This window comes from Shewanella sp. K8 (genome assembly GCF_028823715.1).
GTDB lineage: Bacteria > Pseudomonadota > Gammaproteobacteria > Enterobacterales > Shewanellaceae > Shewanella > Shewanella algae.
The window spans coordinates 21510-41162 of the sequence record NZ_JAPEHY010000008.1; the positions used below are offsets into that span (position 1 = coordinate 21510).

The window sequence follows — 19653 nt, forward strand, 5'->3', positions numbered from 1 at the left end:
TTAACGCTTCAGCGCCCTTGCAGCAAGAAAGGTAATACCTGCAGGCCCAGCTTATTGATCCTGGCCGCAGCCGCCGCAGCCAGTTTAGGTTTGGCATGATAGGCAATACCAAAATCGGCCGCCTGCACCATGGGGATATCGTTGGCACCATCTCCTATGGCCAGCCTTTGCCCGGCAGCTATCTGCCACTGCTCGGCGCATGTTTTCACCACATCAGCCTTGAAGGCGGCATCCACTACCTGGCCGCTAACCTCGCCGAGCAACTTGCCATCGCTTATTACCAGTTCATTGGCAAAAGCGGCATCCAACCCAAGCAACTGCTGCAGATGGCCAACAAAGGGGGTAAAACCACCTGAGGCCACCACAGTGCGCCAGCCATGGGACTTGAGCTCGGCTATCATGCTCTCAAGCCCGGGACTCAAGGGCAAACAGGCACAGAGGTCATCAATAATACTCTGATTCGCGCCCTTGAGCTTGGCCACCCTCTGGCGCAGGCTCTGTTCGAAGTCCAGCTCCCCCTGCATCGCCCGCTCGGTCACTTGTGCCACCTCGGCGCCCACGCCGGCAGCGGCCGCCAATTCATCGATACACTCAATGGTAATGGCGGTCGAGTCCATATCCATCACCAACAGGCCTGGAGTCGAAAGCTGCGGTAAACTCGTTGTCGCCGCAATGGACAGGTAGTCCAGCTCGCAAATTGACTCAAGACGATTCTGCATGGATTGACAGATACCCGCCTCGAGCAGCAACTCGAGCCCATACAAGAATTGCTCGCGCTGCAAAATCGCCACCGCCCTCGGTGCCAACTCGGGAAGCAAATCGGCAACAGCAGCCGCGGCCTTTTCACTGAAGATCAGCCGTAATCGCTCACCTTGAGCATGTTGCCCTTCCTTGAATGCCGGCCAAGTATGCTGCTGCAGACTCAAGACATAGACACCATCCTGACGTTGACTGGCCAACAGGGGAAAAGGTAAGACTGACTCCATGGTCACTGCTCTCCGGCTATCGGGCATACCCATAATCCATTATGATTAGGGAAACACCGAATTTGATTAAGGGACAAAGTATTGTTGTTCAAGGGCCTTAAAAAAAGCCAGAAGATCAGCAGACTGCTGCAGATCGCCATAGCCGTCACTCTGCTGGTCGGCCTGGTCCAGCTGTGGCAGACAAGCCTACTACAAGGGCAGCGGCTTCTGAAGACCCAAACCCAAAAGATGGCCAGATTATTGGTGCAACAAACAGCCTATGGTGCCGCACCGGCGTTGCAACTGCAAAATGATGAGCAGTTGCAGTGGCTGGCCAGCGCCCTGGTGGAAGATCCCAAGGTGATGGCGGCGACTATCTACAGCGAGAATGGCCAGCGGCTATCCTTTGCCCAGGATGTCAGCCCAGAGTTACTGGAGCCGGACTCCCCGGAGCTGGATGATCTGCTGGCGCCCTATCCCCCTTATGTCGAGCCGGTGATCCAGCAAGGTAAAAACCTGGGCTTCGTCGAAGTCAGGCTGGATCCCAAGCTGTTTTTCAATGAGATCAAAGAAGCCCACGAGCTAAATATGGAGCAGCAGCAACTGATGCTGATAGTCGCGGGCTTTATCGGCCTGTTGCTGTCGCGGGCCTTGTCGTTCAAACGCGCCGACTTTGACCGCCGCCGCACCCGAGTCAAGCGCAGGCGTAAAAAGCTTAAACAGCAGGAAAAAGCAACCGCCAAGGAAGCCGCGGATACTGAACCTACTGCCGCCGAAAGCCAAGATTCAGCCCCGGATACCGGCGGTTCCCAGACCGAGCTTGAAGCTGAATCCAACACCAATATGTCACCCAAACAGGCAGAAAAGCCCGCCAAAGCCTTGGCCACAAAGGCTGCCAGGCCAAAGCACTCGGAGGTAAACACTGATTCTGGGATTGACAATAAAACAGGGGAAAAGGTCCAAACAGAAACAGGCGCTGAAACTTCAGCGCTCCCAATTGACCCAAGTAACCAAAGAGACCAAAGCGAAGCCAAGCAAGCCAACGATAGCCTGATCCCGGATCCTGTCGATGCGGACGATCCCCGCGGTAAACGTCCCTGGCCGGGAGTTGTCCCCAAACGGGAGCCACAAACTGCAGAAGCAAACAAAAAGAACGAGTAGCCCAAGAGCCAGCTTCAGCTGCAGAGCCGCACTCCAGGAATAAGTGGAAAGGCTTAAAAACAATAAGGGCTCCCGAGGGAGCCCTTATGATGTCAGTTGGTTACCGGATTACAGGGTAATCGCAGCATCCAGCGTCATGACGATCATATCGTTGAAAGTGGTTTGACGCTCATCAGAGCTGGTCTTCTCACCGGTACGGATATGGTCGGAAACAGTTACCACGCAAAGAGCGCGGGCACCGAATTCATGGGCAACACCGTAGAGACCGGCAGCTTCCATTTCCACACCCAATACTCCCATCTTTTCCATCACGTCGAACATTTCAGGATCCGGAGTGTAGAAGAGATCGGCAGAGAACACGTTACCTACACGAATTTTGGTACCGTGAGTCTTGGCTGAGTCGACTACGGCGCTCATCAGCTCATAGTTGGCGATGGCAGCAAAGTCCTGACCTTTGAAACGCAGGCGGTTCACCTGAGAATCGGTGCAGGCGCCCATGCCGATGATCACATCGCGCACTTTAACGTCAGTACTGATTGCACCACAGGTGCCTACACGGATCAGGTTCTTGACACCATAGTCCTTGATAAGCTCTGTAGCATAAATGGAGCAGGAAGGGATACCCATGCCTGAACCCATCACAGAGATACGCTTGCCTTTGTAGGTACCTGTGAAACCGAGCATGTTACGTACGTCGGTAACCTGCTCTACGTTTTCCAGGAAGGTTTCGGCAATGTACTTGGCCCGCAGTGGATCGCCAGGGAAAAGTACGGTTTCAGCGAATGCGCCGTCAACTGCATTGATATGTGGTGTTGCCATCGAAATAACCCCGTTAGTTTTATAAAGACTCAAGTCTGTTTATTAAAGACGGCTCCGGCGAGGGAGCCATATCTTGTCAGCGAATAAATGATTCGCCGTATTCCATTGGTTCCAGCTTGAAGTAGCTGGCAATGGATTGGCCGATATCGGCAAAGCTCTTGCGACGTCCCAATGAGCCGGCACTCAAACCTGCGCCATAGGCCAGAACCGGCACATGTTCGCGGGTATGATCTGTGCCTTCCCAAGTAGGGTCGCAACCATGGTCTGCGGTCAGGATAAGCAAGTCATCCTTATTCAGCAGTGCCAGGATTTCAGGCAATCTTGCATCGAAGTATTCCAGTCCCCGGGCATAACCAGCCACATCACGACGGTGGCCATAGTGGGAGTCGAAATCCACGAAGTTGGTGAAGACTATGGTGTTGTCACCGGCAGCCTTAACCTGCTCCAGTGTAGCATCGAACAAGGCTTCCAGGCCCGAGGCCTTAACCTTGCTGGTGATACCGCAGTGGGCATAAATATCGGAAATTTTACCGACACTGACCACTTGGCCGCCGGCGGCTTTCAGCTTATCCAGCACAGTTTTCGCCGGCGGCTCTACCGCGTAGTCACGGCGATTGCCGGTGCGGGCAAAGTCGGCGGCGCCGCTGCCAACAAAAGGTCGCGCTATGACTCGGCCGATATTATATGGCTCAAGCTCTTCACGGGCGATTTCACACAAACGGTAGAGGTTCTCCAGGCCGAAGCTTTCTTCATGGCAGGCAATCTGGAACACAGAGTCGGCCGAGGTATAGAAGATAGGCAGGCCGGAACGCATATGTTCTTCACCCAATTCTTCCAGAATCGCAGTACCGGATGCGTGACAATTGCCGAGGAAACCGCTGAGGCCGGCGCGCGCCAGGATCTTATCGGTCAATTCTTTGGGGAAAGAGTTTTGTTTGTCGCTGAAATAGCCCCAATCAAACAGCACGGGAACACCGGCCATTTCCCAGTGACCACTGGGGGTATCCTTGCCTGAGCTCAGCTCTTCGGCATGACCATAAGCGCCTATCAACTCGACATCGGCGTCAAACCCGGGGGCAAACTGACCTGTGCTTTCCATGGCGGCATGTGCCAACCCCAGACGGCTCAGATTGGGTAACTTCAGCGGCCCTTCACGGCCATCATTGGCACGCCCTTCGGCACACTCTTTGGCGATATGACCAAAGGTATCTGAACCCAGGTCACCAAACTTGGCCGCATCACCTGCTGCGCCGACGCCGAAGGAATCCAGCATTAAAATAATGGTACGTTTCATACTACTTCTCCTGGAGATCGGCAGCGCGGATGGCGCGATAGATCTCCGGTGTTTTCTCAGGGGCGCTGTCGCCAATGACTATGGCTCTGCGCACCGCGGCAGCGGCTTCTTCGAAGGCGCTTTCTGACTGGGCATGCACCATTGCCAGCGGTTTGTCGGCATTGATTTCATGTCCCAGGGCACAAACCTGTGTCAGGCCGACGCTGTAATCCAGGGCATCACCTGGCTTACGACGACCACCACCCAGAGTGACCACAGCCAAGCCGAGTTCACGGGTATCCATGCTGTAAGCAAAGCCGGAACGCTCGGCATATACAGGACGAATAATCTTGGCTTGGGGCAAGTATTTTTCAGGATGTTCGACAAAATCGACCGGGCCGCCCAGTCCGGAAACCATACGGGCGAAGATCTCGGCGGCCTTGCCATTATCCAGCACGGCGTTGAGCTTACTGCGGGCCTCGGCCTCATTGGCGGCAAGGCCACCGAGCAGCAACATCTCACTGCAAAGTCCCATGGTGACTTCGTAGAGGCGCGGATTACGATATTTGCCGGTAAGGAAGTTCACCGCCTCGAGCACTTCGACCGCGTTCCCGGCGCAGGAGGCCAACACCTGGTTCATATCTGTCAGCAGAGCCGTGGTCTTGGTACCTGCACCATTGGCAACAGCAACAATAGAACGAGCCAGTTCCTCGGATGCCTGATAAGTCGGCATAAAGGCACCACTGCCCACTTTGACGTCCATCGCCAGCGCATCCAGGCTACAAGCCAGCTTCTTCGACAGAATAGAGGCGGTGATAAGCGGGATGGATTCGACAGTGGCCGTGTTGTCACGAATGGAATAGAAACGCTTGTCGGCAGGGACCAGATCGCCGGTTTGACCGATAATGGCCACACCGACCTCTTTAACCACCTTACGGAATAGTTCGCTGTCGGGCTCAGTCTGATAGCCGGGGATGGCGTCAAACTTATCCAGAGTGCCACCTGTGTGGCCCAGACCACGACCTGAAATCATGGGAACATAACCGCCGCAGGCTGCCGCCATGGGGCCAAGCATCAGGCTGATAACATCGCCCACGCCGCCTGTGCTGTGTTTGTCTATGACAGGGCCGTCGAGCTGCAGGCTATCCCAATTGAGCACAGTGCCGGAATCACGCATAGCCGTAGTCAGTGCGATGCGCTCATCCATGCTCATGTCGTTAAAATACACCGCCATCCCGAATGCAGCTATCTGACCTTCAGACACGCTGTTATCGGTAATGCCTTTGACAAAGAACTGGATCTCCTCCTTGGAAAGCGCCATTTTTTCGCGTTTTTTACGAATTATCTCTTGTGCCAGAAACATAATACTGCCTCCTTTCTACTGCAACCTTGTCTATAAAAGCCGTTACAGTATTGGGGTTGGACGTCAAATATGTAGTAACTTTATTACAGATACTAGCCAAGTTTTGACGTCACCAAATAGACTTGGATCACAATCAGCGGGGATTAGTAACCTTGAGTCGGTGCTGGAGCGTCAGCCAATTCCAGCGTGTGCAGCAGACTGGCCAGCAGGCTGGATGCACCGAAACGGAAAGTACGAGGTGAAACCCAGTCATTGCCCAGAATACGCTCGGCTGTACCGAGGAATTCAGCGGCTTGGGCGGCATCACGTACACCACCGGCAGGCTTGAACCCTATTGCGGGGTTCTTTTCACTGATAACGGTCAGCATGATTTCAGCCGCTTCAAGAGTGGCATTGACAGGTACCTTACCGGTAGAGGTCTTGATAAAGTCAGCGCCGGCATCGATAGACAACTCGGAAGCCTTGCGAATAAGCGCCGGGTCTTTCAGTTCACCGGATTCGATGATCACTTTCAAAAGCACATTGTCACCACAGGCTTCTTTACAGGCTTTGACCAACTCAAAACCAACTGTTTCGTTGCCTTCCATCAGCGCACGATAAGGGAATACCACATCCACTTCGTCGGCACCGTAAGCGACTGCCGCACGGGTTTCCAGCACGGCGATAGCGATGTCATCATTGCCGTGAGGGAAGTTGGTGACTGTGGCAATACGGATATCATCGGCGCCCATGGCATCCAAAGTCTTACGCGCGATAGGAATAAAGCGTGGATAGATACAGATAGCAGCAGTATGACCGGCCGGAGTGTTGGCCTTATGACACAGTTCGATCACCTTCTGATCGGTATCATCATCATTCAGGGTAGTCAGATCCATCAGTTGGATGGCGCGCTGTGCTGCTTGTTTTAAATCGCTCATAATTGCTCTCCGAGACATAAAATCAAAGGATTAAAAATCTGTCTTGGCAGCGCCAGAGGGGCTTTTTGTGGTTATTGTTATGGCCGGGCCTTCGGGCGACGCCTGCATTTGACTGCAAATCATCTTTGTAGGGTATTCAACCTTGATAACGAGTATCACGACTTGAATCCTTGAAGACCGGGAAGGGGGAACTCGAGTTCCTTGCCTTGCCGCGAAAAATCCCTTTTAACGCGAGAAATCTGTCAACCTTTACATAAACAAGCTGAACCAGCTTCCGGCTAATATTGCGGGTTCATTGAACCCAACTCACTATAGCTCAGGCTTAGGTAAAGATTAAGTCAGAGCAAAATAAAAACGGGGGTCACCCTAGAGGATACCCCCCCATCTACCATTAGAACTTGTAGGTAGCGCTGAAGTAGTGACCCCAACCAGTTGTATCCAAACCACCCCAGAACTCGTTGGCAAACGCTTGGTTATTCAGACCATATACTCTGTTGTAGTACTTGGCACCGTAGCCAACCGCGTAACGATCTGAATGCCAGTACAGCCCCAGGAACACGTTACCACCGTGAGAAGAGTTATTGTTCTTACCAGTAAATGCGTTGAAGTTGTTTGGATCAACGTCCATATCGAACTGCCAATCGACATAACCTTGGAAAGACAGGAAGCTCTTGTTATCGAAGAAGTAGAAAGGCTTGAACCAGTTCATGGAGAACTGATAACCGTTCCAATCCTTCTTATTGAAGTCATAAGTAGCGTACAGGTTCATGCCGGTTTTACCCAGCCAAGGCACCATAACGTCGGCACCGATACCCCAGAATGATACGTTGGTATCACCTTCAGTCTCTACTTTAACGTCTTTACCATCTGGGTCTTTGGCATCGTAAACACCTGTGATAGCGCCACCGCCCCAGTTAAACAGAGTAGAGAAGTAAACTTCTTGGATAGGACCGGCAGACAGATCCCAACCAGTCATGGCATCAATTGAGAAGCGAGGAGCAAACTTCATGAACATCTTGCTTGCACCATCAACCTTGTCACCAGACTTGCTGTTTGCCAGGTTAAATACATCTACATAACCGTACAAATCAACAATACCAGAGCGACCACCGAACTCCATTTCCAGGTAGTTATGTTCGGCATCTGAACCGGCAGCAATTGGATGCTCATCAATAGAGTACATCGCATTAAACTGCATCCATTTGTAGTCACTGGCGTGCAGGTCAGAACGATCAGCGGCGTAGGCATTGCCTGACATGGCAGCGACCGCTGTAGCGGCTAAAGCTAAAGTTTTAACGTTTTTCATCATCAACCCCATTCATCTTTGGTTCTCGCTACCCTCTTGGAGCAGCATTCTTTTAATTGGCGCCCGCATTCTACCTTCTCCATCCAAAACTACAAGAAAGACAAAATAAAATACGAACACTAAATTTTATATTTGAACAAAAGTACCCATTTCACTCACTAGTCAGAAATATCTGCACTCTTGTTCTGCTCATGTTGCCTACCTAAGTGGGCACAGGAGCCAAGCAAAGCTAATTTGGAAATCGATTGGGTTAACAAGAGGCCTGCGAATTCAGGCCTCTGTTCACTACCGTCTTACAGTGCCAGGAATAAACCGGCCAGAGTCGCACTCATCAGGTTAGCCAGAGAACCGGCAACCACAGCGCGCAGACCCAGTTTAGCCAGATCGTGACGACGATTTGGTGCCATGGCACCCAAGCCGCCCAGCAGAATAGCGATGGAAGACAAGTTAGCGAAGCCACACAGAGCGAAAGAGATAATCGCCTGAGTACGGACTGTCATTGGCGCCTGAGTTTCAGCCACACACATAGGCAACTCTTTAGTGACCTCAGCGGCAACGGCAGTACAGCTCATGGCAGCATCATGGATGTAGGGTGCGAAGTTCATGTAAGCCACAAACTCGTTGACCACTATCTTCTGACCGATGAAAGAACCGGCAACCATGGCTTCATTCCAAGGCACACCGATGAGGTAAGCCAGCGGCATAAAGATATAGCCAAGGATCAGCTCCAGAGTCAGGTTTTCCATACCGAACCAACCGCCGATACCACCTATGATGCCGTTGATCATGGCAATCAAACCGATGAAGGCCAGCAGCATAGCACCAACGTTCAGTGCCAGGTGCATACCGGAAGAAGCACCGGCAGCGGCAGCATCCAGTACGTTGGCAGGCTTGTCTGGATCTTCAGGCAGCTCATCCATGTCGTTCTTGGCAGTTTCAGTTTCAGGATGCATCAGCTTGGCCATCAACAGACCCGCAGGTGCCGCCATAAAGGAAGCCGCAACCAGATACTGGATAGGTACACCCATCTGTGCATAACCGGCCAGAACAGAACCTGCGATAGATGCAAGACCACCCACCATAATGGCGAACAGCTCAGATTGAGTCATGGTTGGAATAAAGGGACGAACCACCAGAGGCGCTTCGGTCTGACCCACGAAGATGTTGGCTGTGGCAGACATGGACTCGGTACGGCTGGTGCCCAGGGCCTTCTGCAGCGCCCCACCCAAAATACGAATGATCCACTGCATGATGCCCAGATAGTAGAGCACAGCGATCAGAGAGGAGAAGAACACGATAACCGGCAGCACGTTCACTGCGAAGATAAAGCCAACTTTGAAGTTAGCCAAATCACCAAACAGAAAGCTGATACCATTTTGTGCATAACCGATAACACTGGAAACAGCATCGGATACGTTCTTGAGAACGTCCTTACCGAACGGCACGTACAAGACAAAACCGCCCAATGCAGCCTGAATTGCCAGTGCACCACCGACAGTTCTAAGATTGATTGCCTTCTTGTTGTTGGACAACAAGAAACCAATCGCGAGTAGGGTGACCACCCCTACCAAGCTCATAAGTATATTCATTAACCATCACCCTATTGTTAACGCTTTTTAATTATGTTGTTAACCAACCTTTTTCCGAGCAAGATTATACCCGACCTCCGGGGCAAAATCGTCGTTTTGATCAAATTTTTGAAGTTAATTTTCAAAAGTTTAGTCACATCACAGAATGCGAGTTACACCTGTTTAATTAAAAGAAACTAAAGCTCAAACAGTTGCATCAAGTTCTGTTGGAGGTGTTCTGATATTAGAACATTGGTTTTTTTCTGCAAATCCGCCAATTCGGCTATTATTTGTACCAATGTCAGGGGGGTATTGCGTTTTTCCGGCAGGAAACTCGGCGTCATTGAGGGCGAATCAGTCTCCACCAACAAGGCATCGAGCGGTAATTTGCCAACTGCATCACGCAGCTTTTTTGCATTTTTATTCAGCAACAAGCCGCCAATCCCCAACTTGAAGCCAAGCTCCAAATAAGCGATCGCCGTCTCATAAGAGCCATTAAAGGCATGAACCACTCCGCCCCGCGGCAGTGAATGCTGTTTCAACATGCCCAAGAGTTCATTATGGGTCTTCACCGAATGCAGTATCAGCGGCAGCTTCAACTCCGCCGCCAAGGCCAACTGCCCTTCCAGCACCCTGTATTGCAGGTTCCAGGGGACATGCGCCGGATTATCTTGCGCCAGCTCAGCCTTGGGTTTGTCCAAACCACACTCGCCGATTCCTACCATCAGAGGGTCATTTACAGAAGTGAGCTCACTTTTGAGCGCTGTCAGCGCCAGGTCACTCTCGGCAATTGATTTAGGGCAATACCAAGGATGTATCCCTAAGGTGAAAGGCAGTTGCAGCTGGTGAGCAATCGCTTTCTGCTTTGACCAATGCCGAGGACTGACACCGGGAATGATAGCACCGCCAATACCGGCGGCTTTCATCGCGGCCATGAGGGCTAGTCTGTCATGATCAAAGTCGCTGAAATCCAGATGAGCGTGAGAATCAAAGATCATGCTGTTCTCCTTCTTTTTGCCTGTCTTTAGCGTTAGCCTCTTGCCCACCTTTTTGCAAAGGAGGATCGCTGAGTCTTGGCATACAGCAGCGCCGATTTTCTTCGGTTAACCCCATGCGATCACAAAAACGGATGTAACTTTGCCAGCACTTTTGAATAAAAAACATCAGAAGATCTCTCAACAACATCCCAATAAAAAAGGTGGAGCAAGCTCCACCTTTATGATTCAGTGTTCCCGGGTCTTGGCAAACTCAATGTCCGGATAGCGCTCCATGGACAAATTGAGGTTAACCATGGTCGGGGCAATGTAAGTCAGGTTGTCGCCACCATCCAGCGCCAGGTTGGTGGAGCACTTGCGCCTGAACTCCTCCAACTTGCGGGCATCGTCACAGTAGACCCAACGCGCGGTTGCCACGTTGATGGCCTCATAGATGGCTTCCACGTTATATTCCGACTTGAGTCTGGCTACTACCACCTCAAACTGCAGCACTCCAACAGCGCCAACGATAAGGTCATTGGTGTCCAGAGGGCGGAAAACCTGTACAGCCCCCTCTTCCGAGAGCTGCACCAGGCCTTTAAGCAGCTGTTTCTGCTTCAATGGATCTTTAAGGCGAATACGGCGGAACATTTCCGGCGCAAAGTTAGGGATCCCGGAGAACTTCAACTCTTCCCCTTGGGTAAAGGTATCACCTATCTGAATGGTGCCATGGTTGTGCAGGCCTATGATATCACCGGCATAGGCTTCGGCGGCGCGCTCACGGTCACCGGCCATAAAGGTTACCGCATCGGAAATACTGACGGTTTTCCCTATACGGACATGCTTCATCTTCATGCCTTGGGTGTATTTACCGGAAACGATACGCATAAAGGCGATACGGTCTCTGTGCTTGGGATCCATGTTCGCCTGGATCTTGAAAACGAAACCGGAAAACTTGTCTTCACCGGCTTCGACCAAACGCTCAGTGGTCTGTCTTGGCATTGGCTTGGGGGCCCAGGCGGTCAGGCCATCCAGCATATGGTCAACCCCGAAATTACCCAGGGCGGTACCGAAGAACACAGGTGTCAGCTCACCACTTAAGAACAGCTCGAGATCAAATTCATTGGAGGCGCCGGTTACCAACTCCATCTCTTCCCGCAGCTGCGCGGCCAGATCGCTGCCAACAGCTTGGTCCAACTCAGGGTTATCCAATCCTTTGAGTATCTTCACTTCCTGAATGGTGTGACCGTGACCGGTTTGATACAGGATGGTTTCATCGCGGTGGATATGATAAACGCCTTTGAAAGACTTACCACAGCCTATAGGCCAACTGACCGGAGCACAGAGAATATCGAGCTCGTTTTCCACTTCATCGAGCAATTCCATCGGATCGCGGATATCCCGGTCGAGCTTGTTCATGAAGGTGACGATAGGGGTATCACGCAGCCGCGTCACTTCCATCAGCTTACGGGTTCTATCCTCAACCCCTTTGGCAGCATCGATAACCATAAGGCAGGAGTCCACCGCTGTCAGGGTACGGTAGGTATCCTCAGAGAAGTCTTCGTGGCCTGGGGTATCCAGCAGGTTAACCAGGCAGTCGTTGTAGGGGAACTGCATCACAGAAGTCGTGACCGAGATCCCCCGCTCCTTTTCCATCTCCATCCAGTCAGATTTTGCATGCTGAGACGAGCCACGGCCTTTCACTGTACCGGCAGATTGAATGGCGCGGCCATGGAGCAAGACTTTCTCTGTAATGGTGGTTTTACCCGCATCCGGGTGAGAAATGATGGCGAAGGTGCGGCGCTTGTCCACTTCGACTTTAATACCTGACATGTTCTTCCGTACACTTATGACGCTTGAAAAAGGCGCAAATTATAGCGCCTCACTCAGGCCTTGGCTAGGCAAGGCCTTTGATTGTCAGATAAAGGCAGATCAGTTAGCTGTCTGTTGTACAGGTTGCGGCGTTTGCTCCAGCAATGCCAGTTCCATTCTGGCATATCTGTGCTCGACAAAATCATAGATATTGGTAGCCAGCGCCAGGCGCAGATAATCGGCGGCCTTATCCTTATGGCCTTGCTCGGTCGCTACCTTGGCCAAATAGAAATAGGCTTCACACAAGCGCTCGGCATATTCTTTGGGGTGAGTCAGGCCACTCTTGGCCATGGCAAACACCTGGGAGTCATCAACCGCGCCCAGATAATAGTCGACCAGCACAGTCGCCCAGGCATTGTCATCCAGACGGGTGCGGTTGAACTGCAGCCTTGCCAGCGCTTCCTGGGGAGAGAGTTCATATTCGGTCAGATATAGCCACAGCGCCCGGTAACCATCGCTTTCATCCTTGAGGTAAAAGCTTTCCATGTCTTTGGCAGCAAGCTCTTTGCGATCGCCATAGTAAAGGGCAATTCCGCGATTGAGAAAGGCATAATCATATTCAGGCGATAACTCAAGAACCGCATCAAACGCCTCGTAGGCACTTTCAAACTCACCTTCCTGAGTGTAATAGATACCGAGGAAGTTATAGGCATCGGCCAAATCCGGTTGCAATTTCAGCGCCTGATGGAAATCGATACGTCCGAGGATCCTCAAGCCTACGCTGTCGTATATAACGCCGCGATCATAATGAAAACGGGCGCGTTGCTCTGTGGTCAGCTCTGCTCTGGCCAGGATTTCGTTGAGTTTTGCCAGAGTGACTTCCAACTTATAGTCCGGCAAGACAGGGGCAACCAACAATTCACTGTTGGCTTCAGACGCCGGCAGGGAAGCGCATCCCGAAGTCAGCAAACTGGCTCCGGCCAGTACAGAAAACACAGCGGCGCGCAGATTAAAACTCATCCAATCCTTCCTTTGTCATATCCCAATGCAGGCTCAATCATAGCAATACAGCAGTGCCTACGCTATCAAGCCGCAGTGGCAAATCCAAGATAATTTAAGTGGTGGCAATAAAAAAGGAGACCCCAAGGTCTCCTTTTCTCATGCTATGAAAGCTTACTCGGCTGCTTCTGGAGCGGCTTGTTGTGCTTCCTTGATAGACAGACGTACACGGCCCTGACGATCCACTTCCATTACCTTAACGGTAACTTCCTGGTTCAGTTGCAGGTAGTCGGATACATTGGCCACACGCTCTTCAGCGATTTGAGAGATGTGTACCAGGCCATCTTTACCAGGCAATATGTTAACGAAGGCACCGAAGTCAACGATGCGGATAACTTTACCCTTGTAGATGCGACCCACTTCCACTTCAGAGGTGATCTCTTCGATGCGGCGGATAGCTTCCTTGGTGGCATCGGCATTGTTTGAAGCAATCTTCACAGTGCCGTCGTCTTCCAACTCGATAGTGGTACCTGTCTCTTCGGTCAGTGCACGGATAGTTGCACCGCCCTTACCTATCACTTCACGGATCTTCTCAGGGTTGATCTTGATGGTAGTGATACGTGGAGCATGGTCGGAGATATCGTCACGGGCAGAGCCAATGGCCTGATCCATTACATTGAGGATATGCACACGGGCACCATAGGCTTGCTGCAGCGCAATTTCCATGATCTCCTTGGTGATACCTTCAATCTTGATATCCATCTGCAGTGCGGTTACACCATCACGGGTACCGGCCACTTTAAAGTCCATATCACCCAGGTGATCTTCATCACCCAGAATGTCAGACAGTACGACGAAGTCATCACCTTCTTTCACCAGACCCATGGCGATACCGGCAACAGAAGTCTTGATAGGTACACCGGCATCCATCAGCGCCAGAGAAGTACCACATACAGACGCCATAGAGCTGGAGCCGTTGGATTCAGTGATTTCAGATACTACGCGCACGCTGTATGGGAATTCTTCGGCAGAAGGCATTACTGCGTTGATACCACGCCATGCCAGCTTACCGTGACCGATTTCACGACGCTTGGGTGAACCCACCATGCCGGTTTCACCGACAGAGTATGGAGGGAAGTTATAGTGCAGCATGAAGCGGTTGGTACGCTCGCCCATGATGGAGTCAATCTTCTGCGCATCACGCTCGGTACCCAGAGTACAAGTCACCAGAGCCTGAGTTTCACCACGGGTAAACAGGGCGCTACCGTGAGTACGTGGCAGCACGCCGGCCATCACAGACAGGGCACGCACCATATCAGGCTCACGACCATCGATACGAGGCATACCTTTGATGATGCGGCTACGAACCACTTTCTTCTCCAGGCTACCCAGCAGGCCGTCCAGCTCACGCTGATCCAGCTCAGGGTTTTCCTCGAGCAGCTTTTCGATAGCGGCTTTCTTGACTTCAACTACCGCATCGCGGCGCTCATGCTTGGCGATGATCTGGTAAGCGGCGGTAAGACCTTCTTCGGCCAGCGCCTTAACCTTGGCAACCAGCTCTTCGTTGGCAACAGGAGCTGTCCAGTCCCAGGCAGGCTTACCGGCTTCGGCCTTGAGTTCATTGATGGCATTAACCACCACCTGCTGCTGTTCGTGACCGTATACCACGGCGCCCAGCATCACTTCTTCAGGCAGGGCCTTGGCTTCAGATTCCACCATGAGCACGGCGCTCTGAGTACCGGCAACAACCAGATCCAGCTGGCTGTTTTCACGCAGCTCTGCGCCAGGATTCAGCACGTACTCGCCATTGATGTAACCGACACGTGCCGCCCCCAGAGGACCATTGAATGGAATACCGGAAATAGCCAAAGCAGCAGAGGTACCTATCATGGCCACAATGTCTGGCTCGATCTGTGGATCAACAGAAACCACAGTGATGATCACTTGGACTTCGTTGGTGAAGCCGTCAGGGAACAGTGGACGGATAGGACGGTCAATCAGGCGGGCGATCAGTGTTTCATCTTCGGATGGTCGACCTTCACGCTTGAAGAAACCACCAGGGATCTTACCGGCTGCGTAAGTCTTTTCCTGATAGTTAACAGTCAGCGGGAAGAAGTCACGGCTTGGGTCTGCTTCTTTCTTGCCAACCACAGTCACCAGAACTGTAGTATCGCCCATGCTGGCCAGAACGGCTGCATCGGCTTGGCGTGCAATAACCCCTGTTTCCAGAGTGACTGTGTGTTGACCATACTCAAAACTTTTTACAATAGGATTCACTTGACCCATTCCTTAATTTAATAACCTTGAATTTCGCGCGTAAGTATACTGCAAACATCTTGAATAGATAAAGAGTGCCAGATGATGACAAAGGCGCTTCTTTTTTCTAAAGTGGACTATATCAACCACAAGTTGCTGCATTGCTACCAATTTGGACTAGCCTTGAATATAGAATTCGACTACAAAGCAGGAAGAGGCAGATGAATACTGCCAGGTTCAAATCACTCACCTGGAAGCAGACCAATCTGGTGGTTTTCACTGCGCTATTCTTTGCCGTTGCCATTTTTATCATCGAAATTTTGATAGTGGTGACTACAGAAAGGCAGTCCTTGATCAGCAGCCAGCAGGAGTTGCTCGATTCTGTGGAGCAGCCTGCCGCCAATGCTGTCTGGGCGCTGGATGATAATCTGGCCCGGCAAACCCTTGAAGGGGTGATGAAAGTAGACCATGTCGGTTCGGCCAAGATCACTCTGGACGACAACTCTCTATTCGTGAATCTCGGCAGCAGCCGCCCGGAGCCCTCAGATACTTTCGGGGATATCAGTCTCAAACTGTTTGGCGATCTCAAGCAGATATCAAGGCCACTGCAACGGCCCTTTTATTTTGAAGGTGCGCAAAAAGAGCAACTGATAGGCACGCTCACTATCAATTATGATACTCGAGAGCTGACCCAAAGCCTTATAAGCCAGTTGCAGTTCAGTTTTGCCGCCACCCTGGCCAGAGCGTTGTTTCTGACTCTGGTACTGTCCATAGTATTCCACCGCTTCTTGACCCAACCCATCGCCCGTATCAGCGAGGCGATAGACAAAATTGACCCGGAATCACCGGATGAAAACATGCTGCCGGTATCGGCCAACCACAAAGATGACGAATTGGGGCTGGTTACCTCCAAGTTCAACCAGATCCTCAAACAGTTCAGCCAGACCCAAAGCAAGCTGCGTAAAATGGCGACCCGGGATCCACTCACCGGCCTGCCCAACCGTACCTTGCTACTTGAAACCATAGCCGTCACCATTCAACGCGCCAGGGTGCACAGACGTAACTTCAGTCTGCTGTTTATCGACCTCGATAGGTTCAAAAACGTCAACGATTCCCTGGGTCATGCGGTGGGTGATCAGTTTCTGGCAAGAATCGCCCGTATTTTGGAGCGGGTGGTCGGTGACAAGGGCACAGTGGCCCGTCTCGGCGGAGATGAGTTTGTGATCCTGGCCGATGAAATCCAATCACCGACCCAGGCCGCCGACTTTGTCGACAAGTTGCTGGTCCAGCTCAATACCCCGGTGCAGCTCAACGAACATGCCATTCACCCGGCCGCTTCCATAGGTATCTCCATCTACCCCGAAGATGGTCTGAGCGCTGAAGACCTTATTCGTCATGCCGATATCGCCATGTACAGTGCCAAGGCCGCCGGTTCCAACCAATGGGCTTTCTTCAAGCAACAGATGACAGAGCGAGCGGCGGTGAGACTGCGCACCGAAGCCTCCCTGCACGATGCCATTCGTAACAACGAATTCCTGTTGCACTTTCAGCCTAAGGTCAATATAGAGACCGGCGAGTTGATGGGATGTGAGGCGCTGATCCGCTGGCAAAAAGACGGCCGCCTGATAAGCCCCATGTCGTTTATTCCCGTGGCGGAAGAAACCGGGATCATCATCCCTATCGGCCGCTGGGTCATAGAGCAAAGCTGCCGGGTGCTGCGCCGCTGGCAAAAACGCTATAACTTCAGCACTCCTATCGCCGTCAACGTTGCCTCACAGCAGTTTGCTGACGCCAGCCTGGTACCGGATATCAAACAGATGGCGCTGCGCTATCAGATAAAGCCCGAATTGCTGGAAGTGGAGATCACCGAGACCTCGCTGATGAATGATATTGAGCTGGCAATCAGCAAGCTGGAGCAACTTAAATCCGCAGGGTTCGGTATTGCCGTCGATGACTTCGGTACAGGTTACTCATCCCTTTCCTATCTGAGACACTTGCCAATCACCACCATGAAGATTGACCGCTGTTTCGTGACCGACCTGCCCCATGAGAGCGCAATAGCTTCCACTATTTTGATGTTGGGACGGCAACTGGATCTGAAAATTGTCGCCGAAGGCATAGAGAACGAGCAGCAACTTGAGTGGCTGAAGCAAAATCACTGCGCCATAGGTCAAGGCTTCTATTTCAGTCAGCCGCTGTCACTGGAAGAGTTTGAGGCCAAGTACATCATCCCGAATAACGCCAGGATCCTGGAGCTGGATGGCCAACTAAGCTGAGCTTGAGCCGATAAGCTTCGCTGCATTCACTCACTCTGAAAAGCCCGTGCTCAAAGAGAGTGCCTGGTCAGAATTTTTAAAGACAGGTTAGGACGAAAGCGCACAGAAAAGGGCATGATTTCAATAAGCTTGCCCCAAATTGCAGATACAAAAAAAAGGAGGCCTGGGCCTCCTCTTCTTTTGGTACAGTTCGCGATTAGCGACGCAGACCCAGCTTCTGGATCAGAGCGGTATAACGAGCAACGTCGGTACGCTTCAGGTAAGCCAGCAGCTTACGACGAGAGCTAACCATACGCAGCAGACCACGACGTGAGTGGTGATCGTGAGTGTGCTCTTTGAAGTGGTCTTGCAGGTGGTTGATCTGAGCAGTCAACAGTGCAACCTGAACTTCTGTAGAACCAGTGTCGTTTTCGCCACGGCCGAATTCAGCCAGGATTTTCGCTTTCGCTTCAGTACTTAGTGACATGTGTCTCTCCAAAATAGTCTTGATAGTTTCCCCAGCCGATCACTAACTCAGCCAAGGGCGCGACATAATAACCTCAAGGGCCGTAGATCGCAAGTCAAGCTCAGCTTTTTGCCTCAGGCAACACTACCAAACGCTTGGGAGCCAACAAACCATCGTCATTCATCATACCAACACCGATAAAGCGCTTGCTTTCACCCAGGGTGATCCGCACCAGGGTATCGGCTTCCAGCTTGGCGACCCGCACCGGGTTACCGTTGAGCAGATATCCGGCCATGGCATCGGGAACATTGCACTCGGGAAGGTCGGCAACCGCAGTGTCCATGGGAAGCAGCAAAGGATCCAACAGCTCGGAAGGCACCCGCTCTTCGGTCATGGCCTGTTCCAGCAAGGCTTCAAGCTGTGCCAGACTAACCATGCGCTCATAGGGATAACCCGCCACCTGAGTACGGCGCAACATGATCACATGGGCACCGCAGCCAAGCATTTCGCCCAAGTCGTCTACGATAGTGCGAATGTACGTGCCCTTGGAGCAGTGAATATCCAGCGTCAGCTCGTCATTCTCCAAAGAGATGAACTTGAGATCATAGACATGAATAGGCCTGGCTTCGCGAGGCACTTCCTTGCCTTCCCGGGCGTACTTGTACAAGGGCTGCCCCTGATACTTGAGCGCCGAGTACATGGAAGGCACCTGCATGCTATCGCCGCGAAAATGCTCCAGCGCCTCTTCCAGTTGAGTCACGGAAAACTCAACCGGCCGGGTTTGTACCACTTCACCGTCAGAATCGCTGGTATCAGTGCGCTCTCCAAGCTTGGCTGTCACCAGATAGCGTTTATCGGCATCCAACAGGTGCTGGGAAAACTTGGTGGCTTCGCCAAGACAGATGGGCAGCATACCTGTCGCCAGAGGATCCAACGCGCCGGTATGGCCGGCCTTGGCGGCGTTGTAGATCCGCTTTACCCTTTGCAGGGCAAAGTTGGAACTCATGCCAGTGTCTTTATCCAACAGGACGATACCATCGACCAAACGGCCTTTGGGACGACGCGCCATCAGTTGTTTTCCTCATCCTTGTCTTGAGACTCGGTGCCAAAGGTCTGCTGTTTGGCCTTGTCCTGATTGATGACCTCGGTCACCAGGTTGGACATTCTCATCCCCTCGACCAGAGACTTGTCATAGACAAATCTCAGCTCAGGCATCACCCTGAGCTTCATTCTGCCGGCAACCAGGGTGCGGGCATAAGGCGCTGCCTTGTTGAGTGCAGCCAGCTTTTCATCGACCTTGACAGGGTCTTCTTCAAAGAAGGTGACAAACACCTTTGCATAACTCAGATCCCGTGAGACTTCCACGTCATTGACAGTGACCATGCCTACACGAGGATCTTTCATATCACGCTGCAGTACCTGCGCCAGCTCCTGTTGCAGTTGCTGGGCGATACGCCGGGTACGACTAAATTCTTTTGCCATAGTATTCTTCCCCAAAATCAACAAGGGCGGCCTCAGC

16 protein-coding genes are annotated in these 19653 nt (G+C 52.0%); 2 read left to right on the forward strand and 14 right to left on the reverse strand.

Annotated elements, in window-relative coordinates:
• Nucleotides 1–8 precede the first annotated feature (8 nt).
• Nucleotides 9–986, reverse strand: a complete 978-nt coding sequence (gene serB / locus ON072_RS06215; protein WP_208134157.1) for a phosphoserine phosphatase SerB — start codon at nucleotides 984–986, stop codon at nucleotides 9–11.
• An 81-nt stretch (nucleotides 987–1067) separates the two neighbouring features.
• Here serB and ON072_RS06220 point away from each other — a divergent pair, with 81 nt between their 5' ends.
• Nucleotides 1068–2126 carry a YtjB family periplasmic protein gene (locus ON072_RS06220; RefSeq protein ID WP_208191533.1) on the forward strand — a complete coding sequence of 353 codons (1059 nt, stop codon included), beginning with the start codon at nucleotides 1068–1070 and terminating at the stop codon, nucleotides 2124–2126.
• 108 nt (nucleotides 2127–2234) lie between these two features.
• Here ON072_RS06220 and deoD read toward each other — a convergent pair whose 3' ends face one another.
• The 10 genes from deoD to pnp all read right to left on the reverse strand — a co-directional run bounded on the left by deoD (nucleotide 2235) and on the right by pnp (nucleotide 15434).
• Nucleotides 2235–2945, reverse strand: coding sequence for a purine-nucleoside phosphorylase (deoD, locus tag ON072_RS06225; protein WP_025009945.1), 711 nt, complete (start codon nucleotides 2943–2945; stop codon nucleotides 2235–2237).
• 76 nt (nucleotides 2946–3021) lie between these two features.
• Nucleotides 3022–4239: a phosphopentomutase gene (locus ON072_RS06230; RefSeq protein WP_025009944.1), complete on the reverse strand. Its 1218-nt coding sequence runs from the start codon at nucleotides 4237–4239 to the stop codon at nucleotides 3022–3024.
• A 1-nt stretch (nucleotide 4240) separates the two neighbouring features.
• A complete protein-coding gene (gene deoA / locus ON072_RS06235) occupies nucleotides 4241–5581 on the reverse strand; it encodes a thymidine phosphorylase (RefSeq protein ID WP_025009943.1) in 1341 nt (446 codons plus the stop codon).
• A 143-nt stretch (nucleotides 5582–5724) separates the two neighbouring features.
• Complete coding sequence (gene deoC / locus ON072_RS06240; RefSeq protein WP_144165387.1) at nucleotides 5725–6498, reverse strand: deoxyribose-phosphate aldolase; 774 nt, start codon at nucleotides 6496–6498, stop codon at nucleotides 5725–5727.
• Between the two features lie 391 nt (nucleotides 6499–6889).
• A complete protein-coding gene (locus ON072_RS06245; protein WP_071238114.1) occupies nucleotides 6890–7804 on the reverse strand; it encodes a nucleoside-specific channel-forming Tsx family protein in 915 nt (304 codons plus the stop codon).
• A gap of 293 nt (nucleotides 7805–8097) precedes the next feature.
• Nucleotides 8098–9393: a NupC/NupG family nucleoside CNT transporter gene (locus ON072_RS06250; RefSeq protein ID WP_025009940.1), complete on the reverse strand. Its 1296-nt coding sequence runs from the start codon at nucleotides 9391–9393 to the stop codon at nucleotides 8098–8100.
• Between the two features lie 176 nt (nucleotides 9394–9569).
• Nucleotides 9570–10367: a TatD family hydrolase gene (locus tag ON072_RS06255; RefSeq protein ID WP_025009939.1), complete on the reverse strand. Its 798-nt coding sequence runs from the start codon at nucleotides 10365–10367 to the stop codon at nucleotides 9570–9572.
• Between the two features lie 228 nt (nucleotides 10368–10595).
• Entirely contained in the window at nucleotides 10596–12179 is a 1584-nt protein-coding gene (gene prfC, locus ON072_RS06260; RefSeq protein WP_025009938.1) for a peptide chain release factor 3, read from the reverse strand.
• A gap of 99 nt (nucleotides 12180–12278) precedes the next feature.
• Complete coding sequence (gene nlpI / locus ON072_RS06265) at nucleotides 12279–13178, reverse strand: lipoprotein NlpI (RefSeq protein ID WP_144224186.1); 900 nt, start codon at nucleotides 13176–13178, stop codon at nucleotides 12279–12281.
• A gap of 153 nt (nucleotides 13179–13331) precedes the next feature.
• Nucleotides 13332–15434, reverse strand: coding sequence for a polyribonucleotide nucleotidyltransferase (gene pnp / locus ON072_RS06270; RefSeq protein WP_025009937.1), 2103 nt, complete (start codon nucleotides 15432–15434; stop codon nucleotides 13332–13334).
• A gap of 200 nt (nucleotides 15435–15634) precedes the next feature.
• Here pnp and ON072_RS06275 point away from each other — a divergent pair, with 200 nt between their 5' ends.
• Complete coding sequence (locus tag ON072_RS06275) at nucleotides 15635–17689, forward strand: EAL domain-containing protein (protein ID WP_044733930.1); 2055 nt, start codon at nucleotides 15635–15637, stop codon at nucleotides 17687–17689.
• Between the two features lie 196 nt (nucleotides 17690–17885).
• On the opposite strand, the gene rpsO is transcribed toward ON072_RS06275, so the two are convergent.
• The 3 genes from rpsO to rbfA all read right to left on the reverse strand — a co-directional run bounded on the left by rpsO (nucleotide 17886) and on the right by rbfA (nucleotide 19616).
• Nucleotides 17886–18155 carry a 30S ribosomal protein S15 gene (rpsO, locus tag ON072_RS06280; protein ID WP_025009936.1) on the reverse strand — a complete coding sequence of 90 codons (270 nt, stop codon included), beginning with the start codon at nucleotides 18153–18155 and terminating at the stop codon, nucleotides 17886–17888.
• Between the two features lie 100 nt (nucleotides 18156–18255).
• Nucleotides 18256–19203, reverse strand: coding sequence for a tRNA pseudouridine(55) synthase TruB (truB, locus tag ON072_RS06285; protein ID WP_025009935.1), 948 nt, complete (start codon nucleotides 19201–19203; stop codon nucleotides 18256–18258).
• On the reverse strand, nucleotides 19203–19616 hold the full coding sequence (gene rbfA / locus ON072_RS06290; RefSeq protein WP_025009934.1) for a 30S ribosome-binding factor RbfA: 414 nt from the start codon (nucleotides 19614–19616) through the stop codon (nucleotides 19203–19205). Before rbfA ends, truB begins: the two co-directional genes overlap by 1 nt.
• Nucleotides 19617–19653 lie beyond the last annotated feature (37 nt).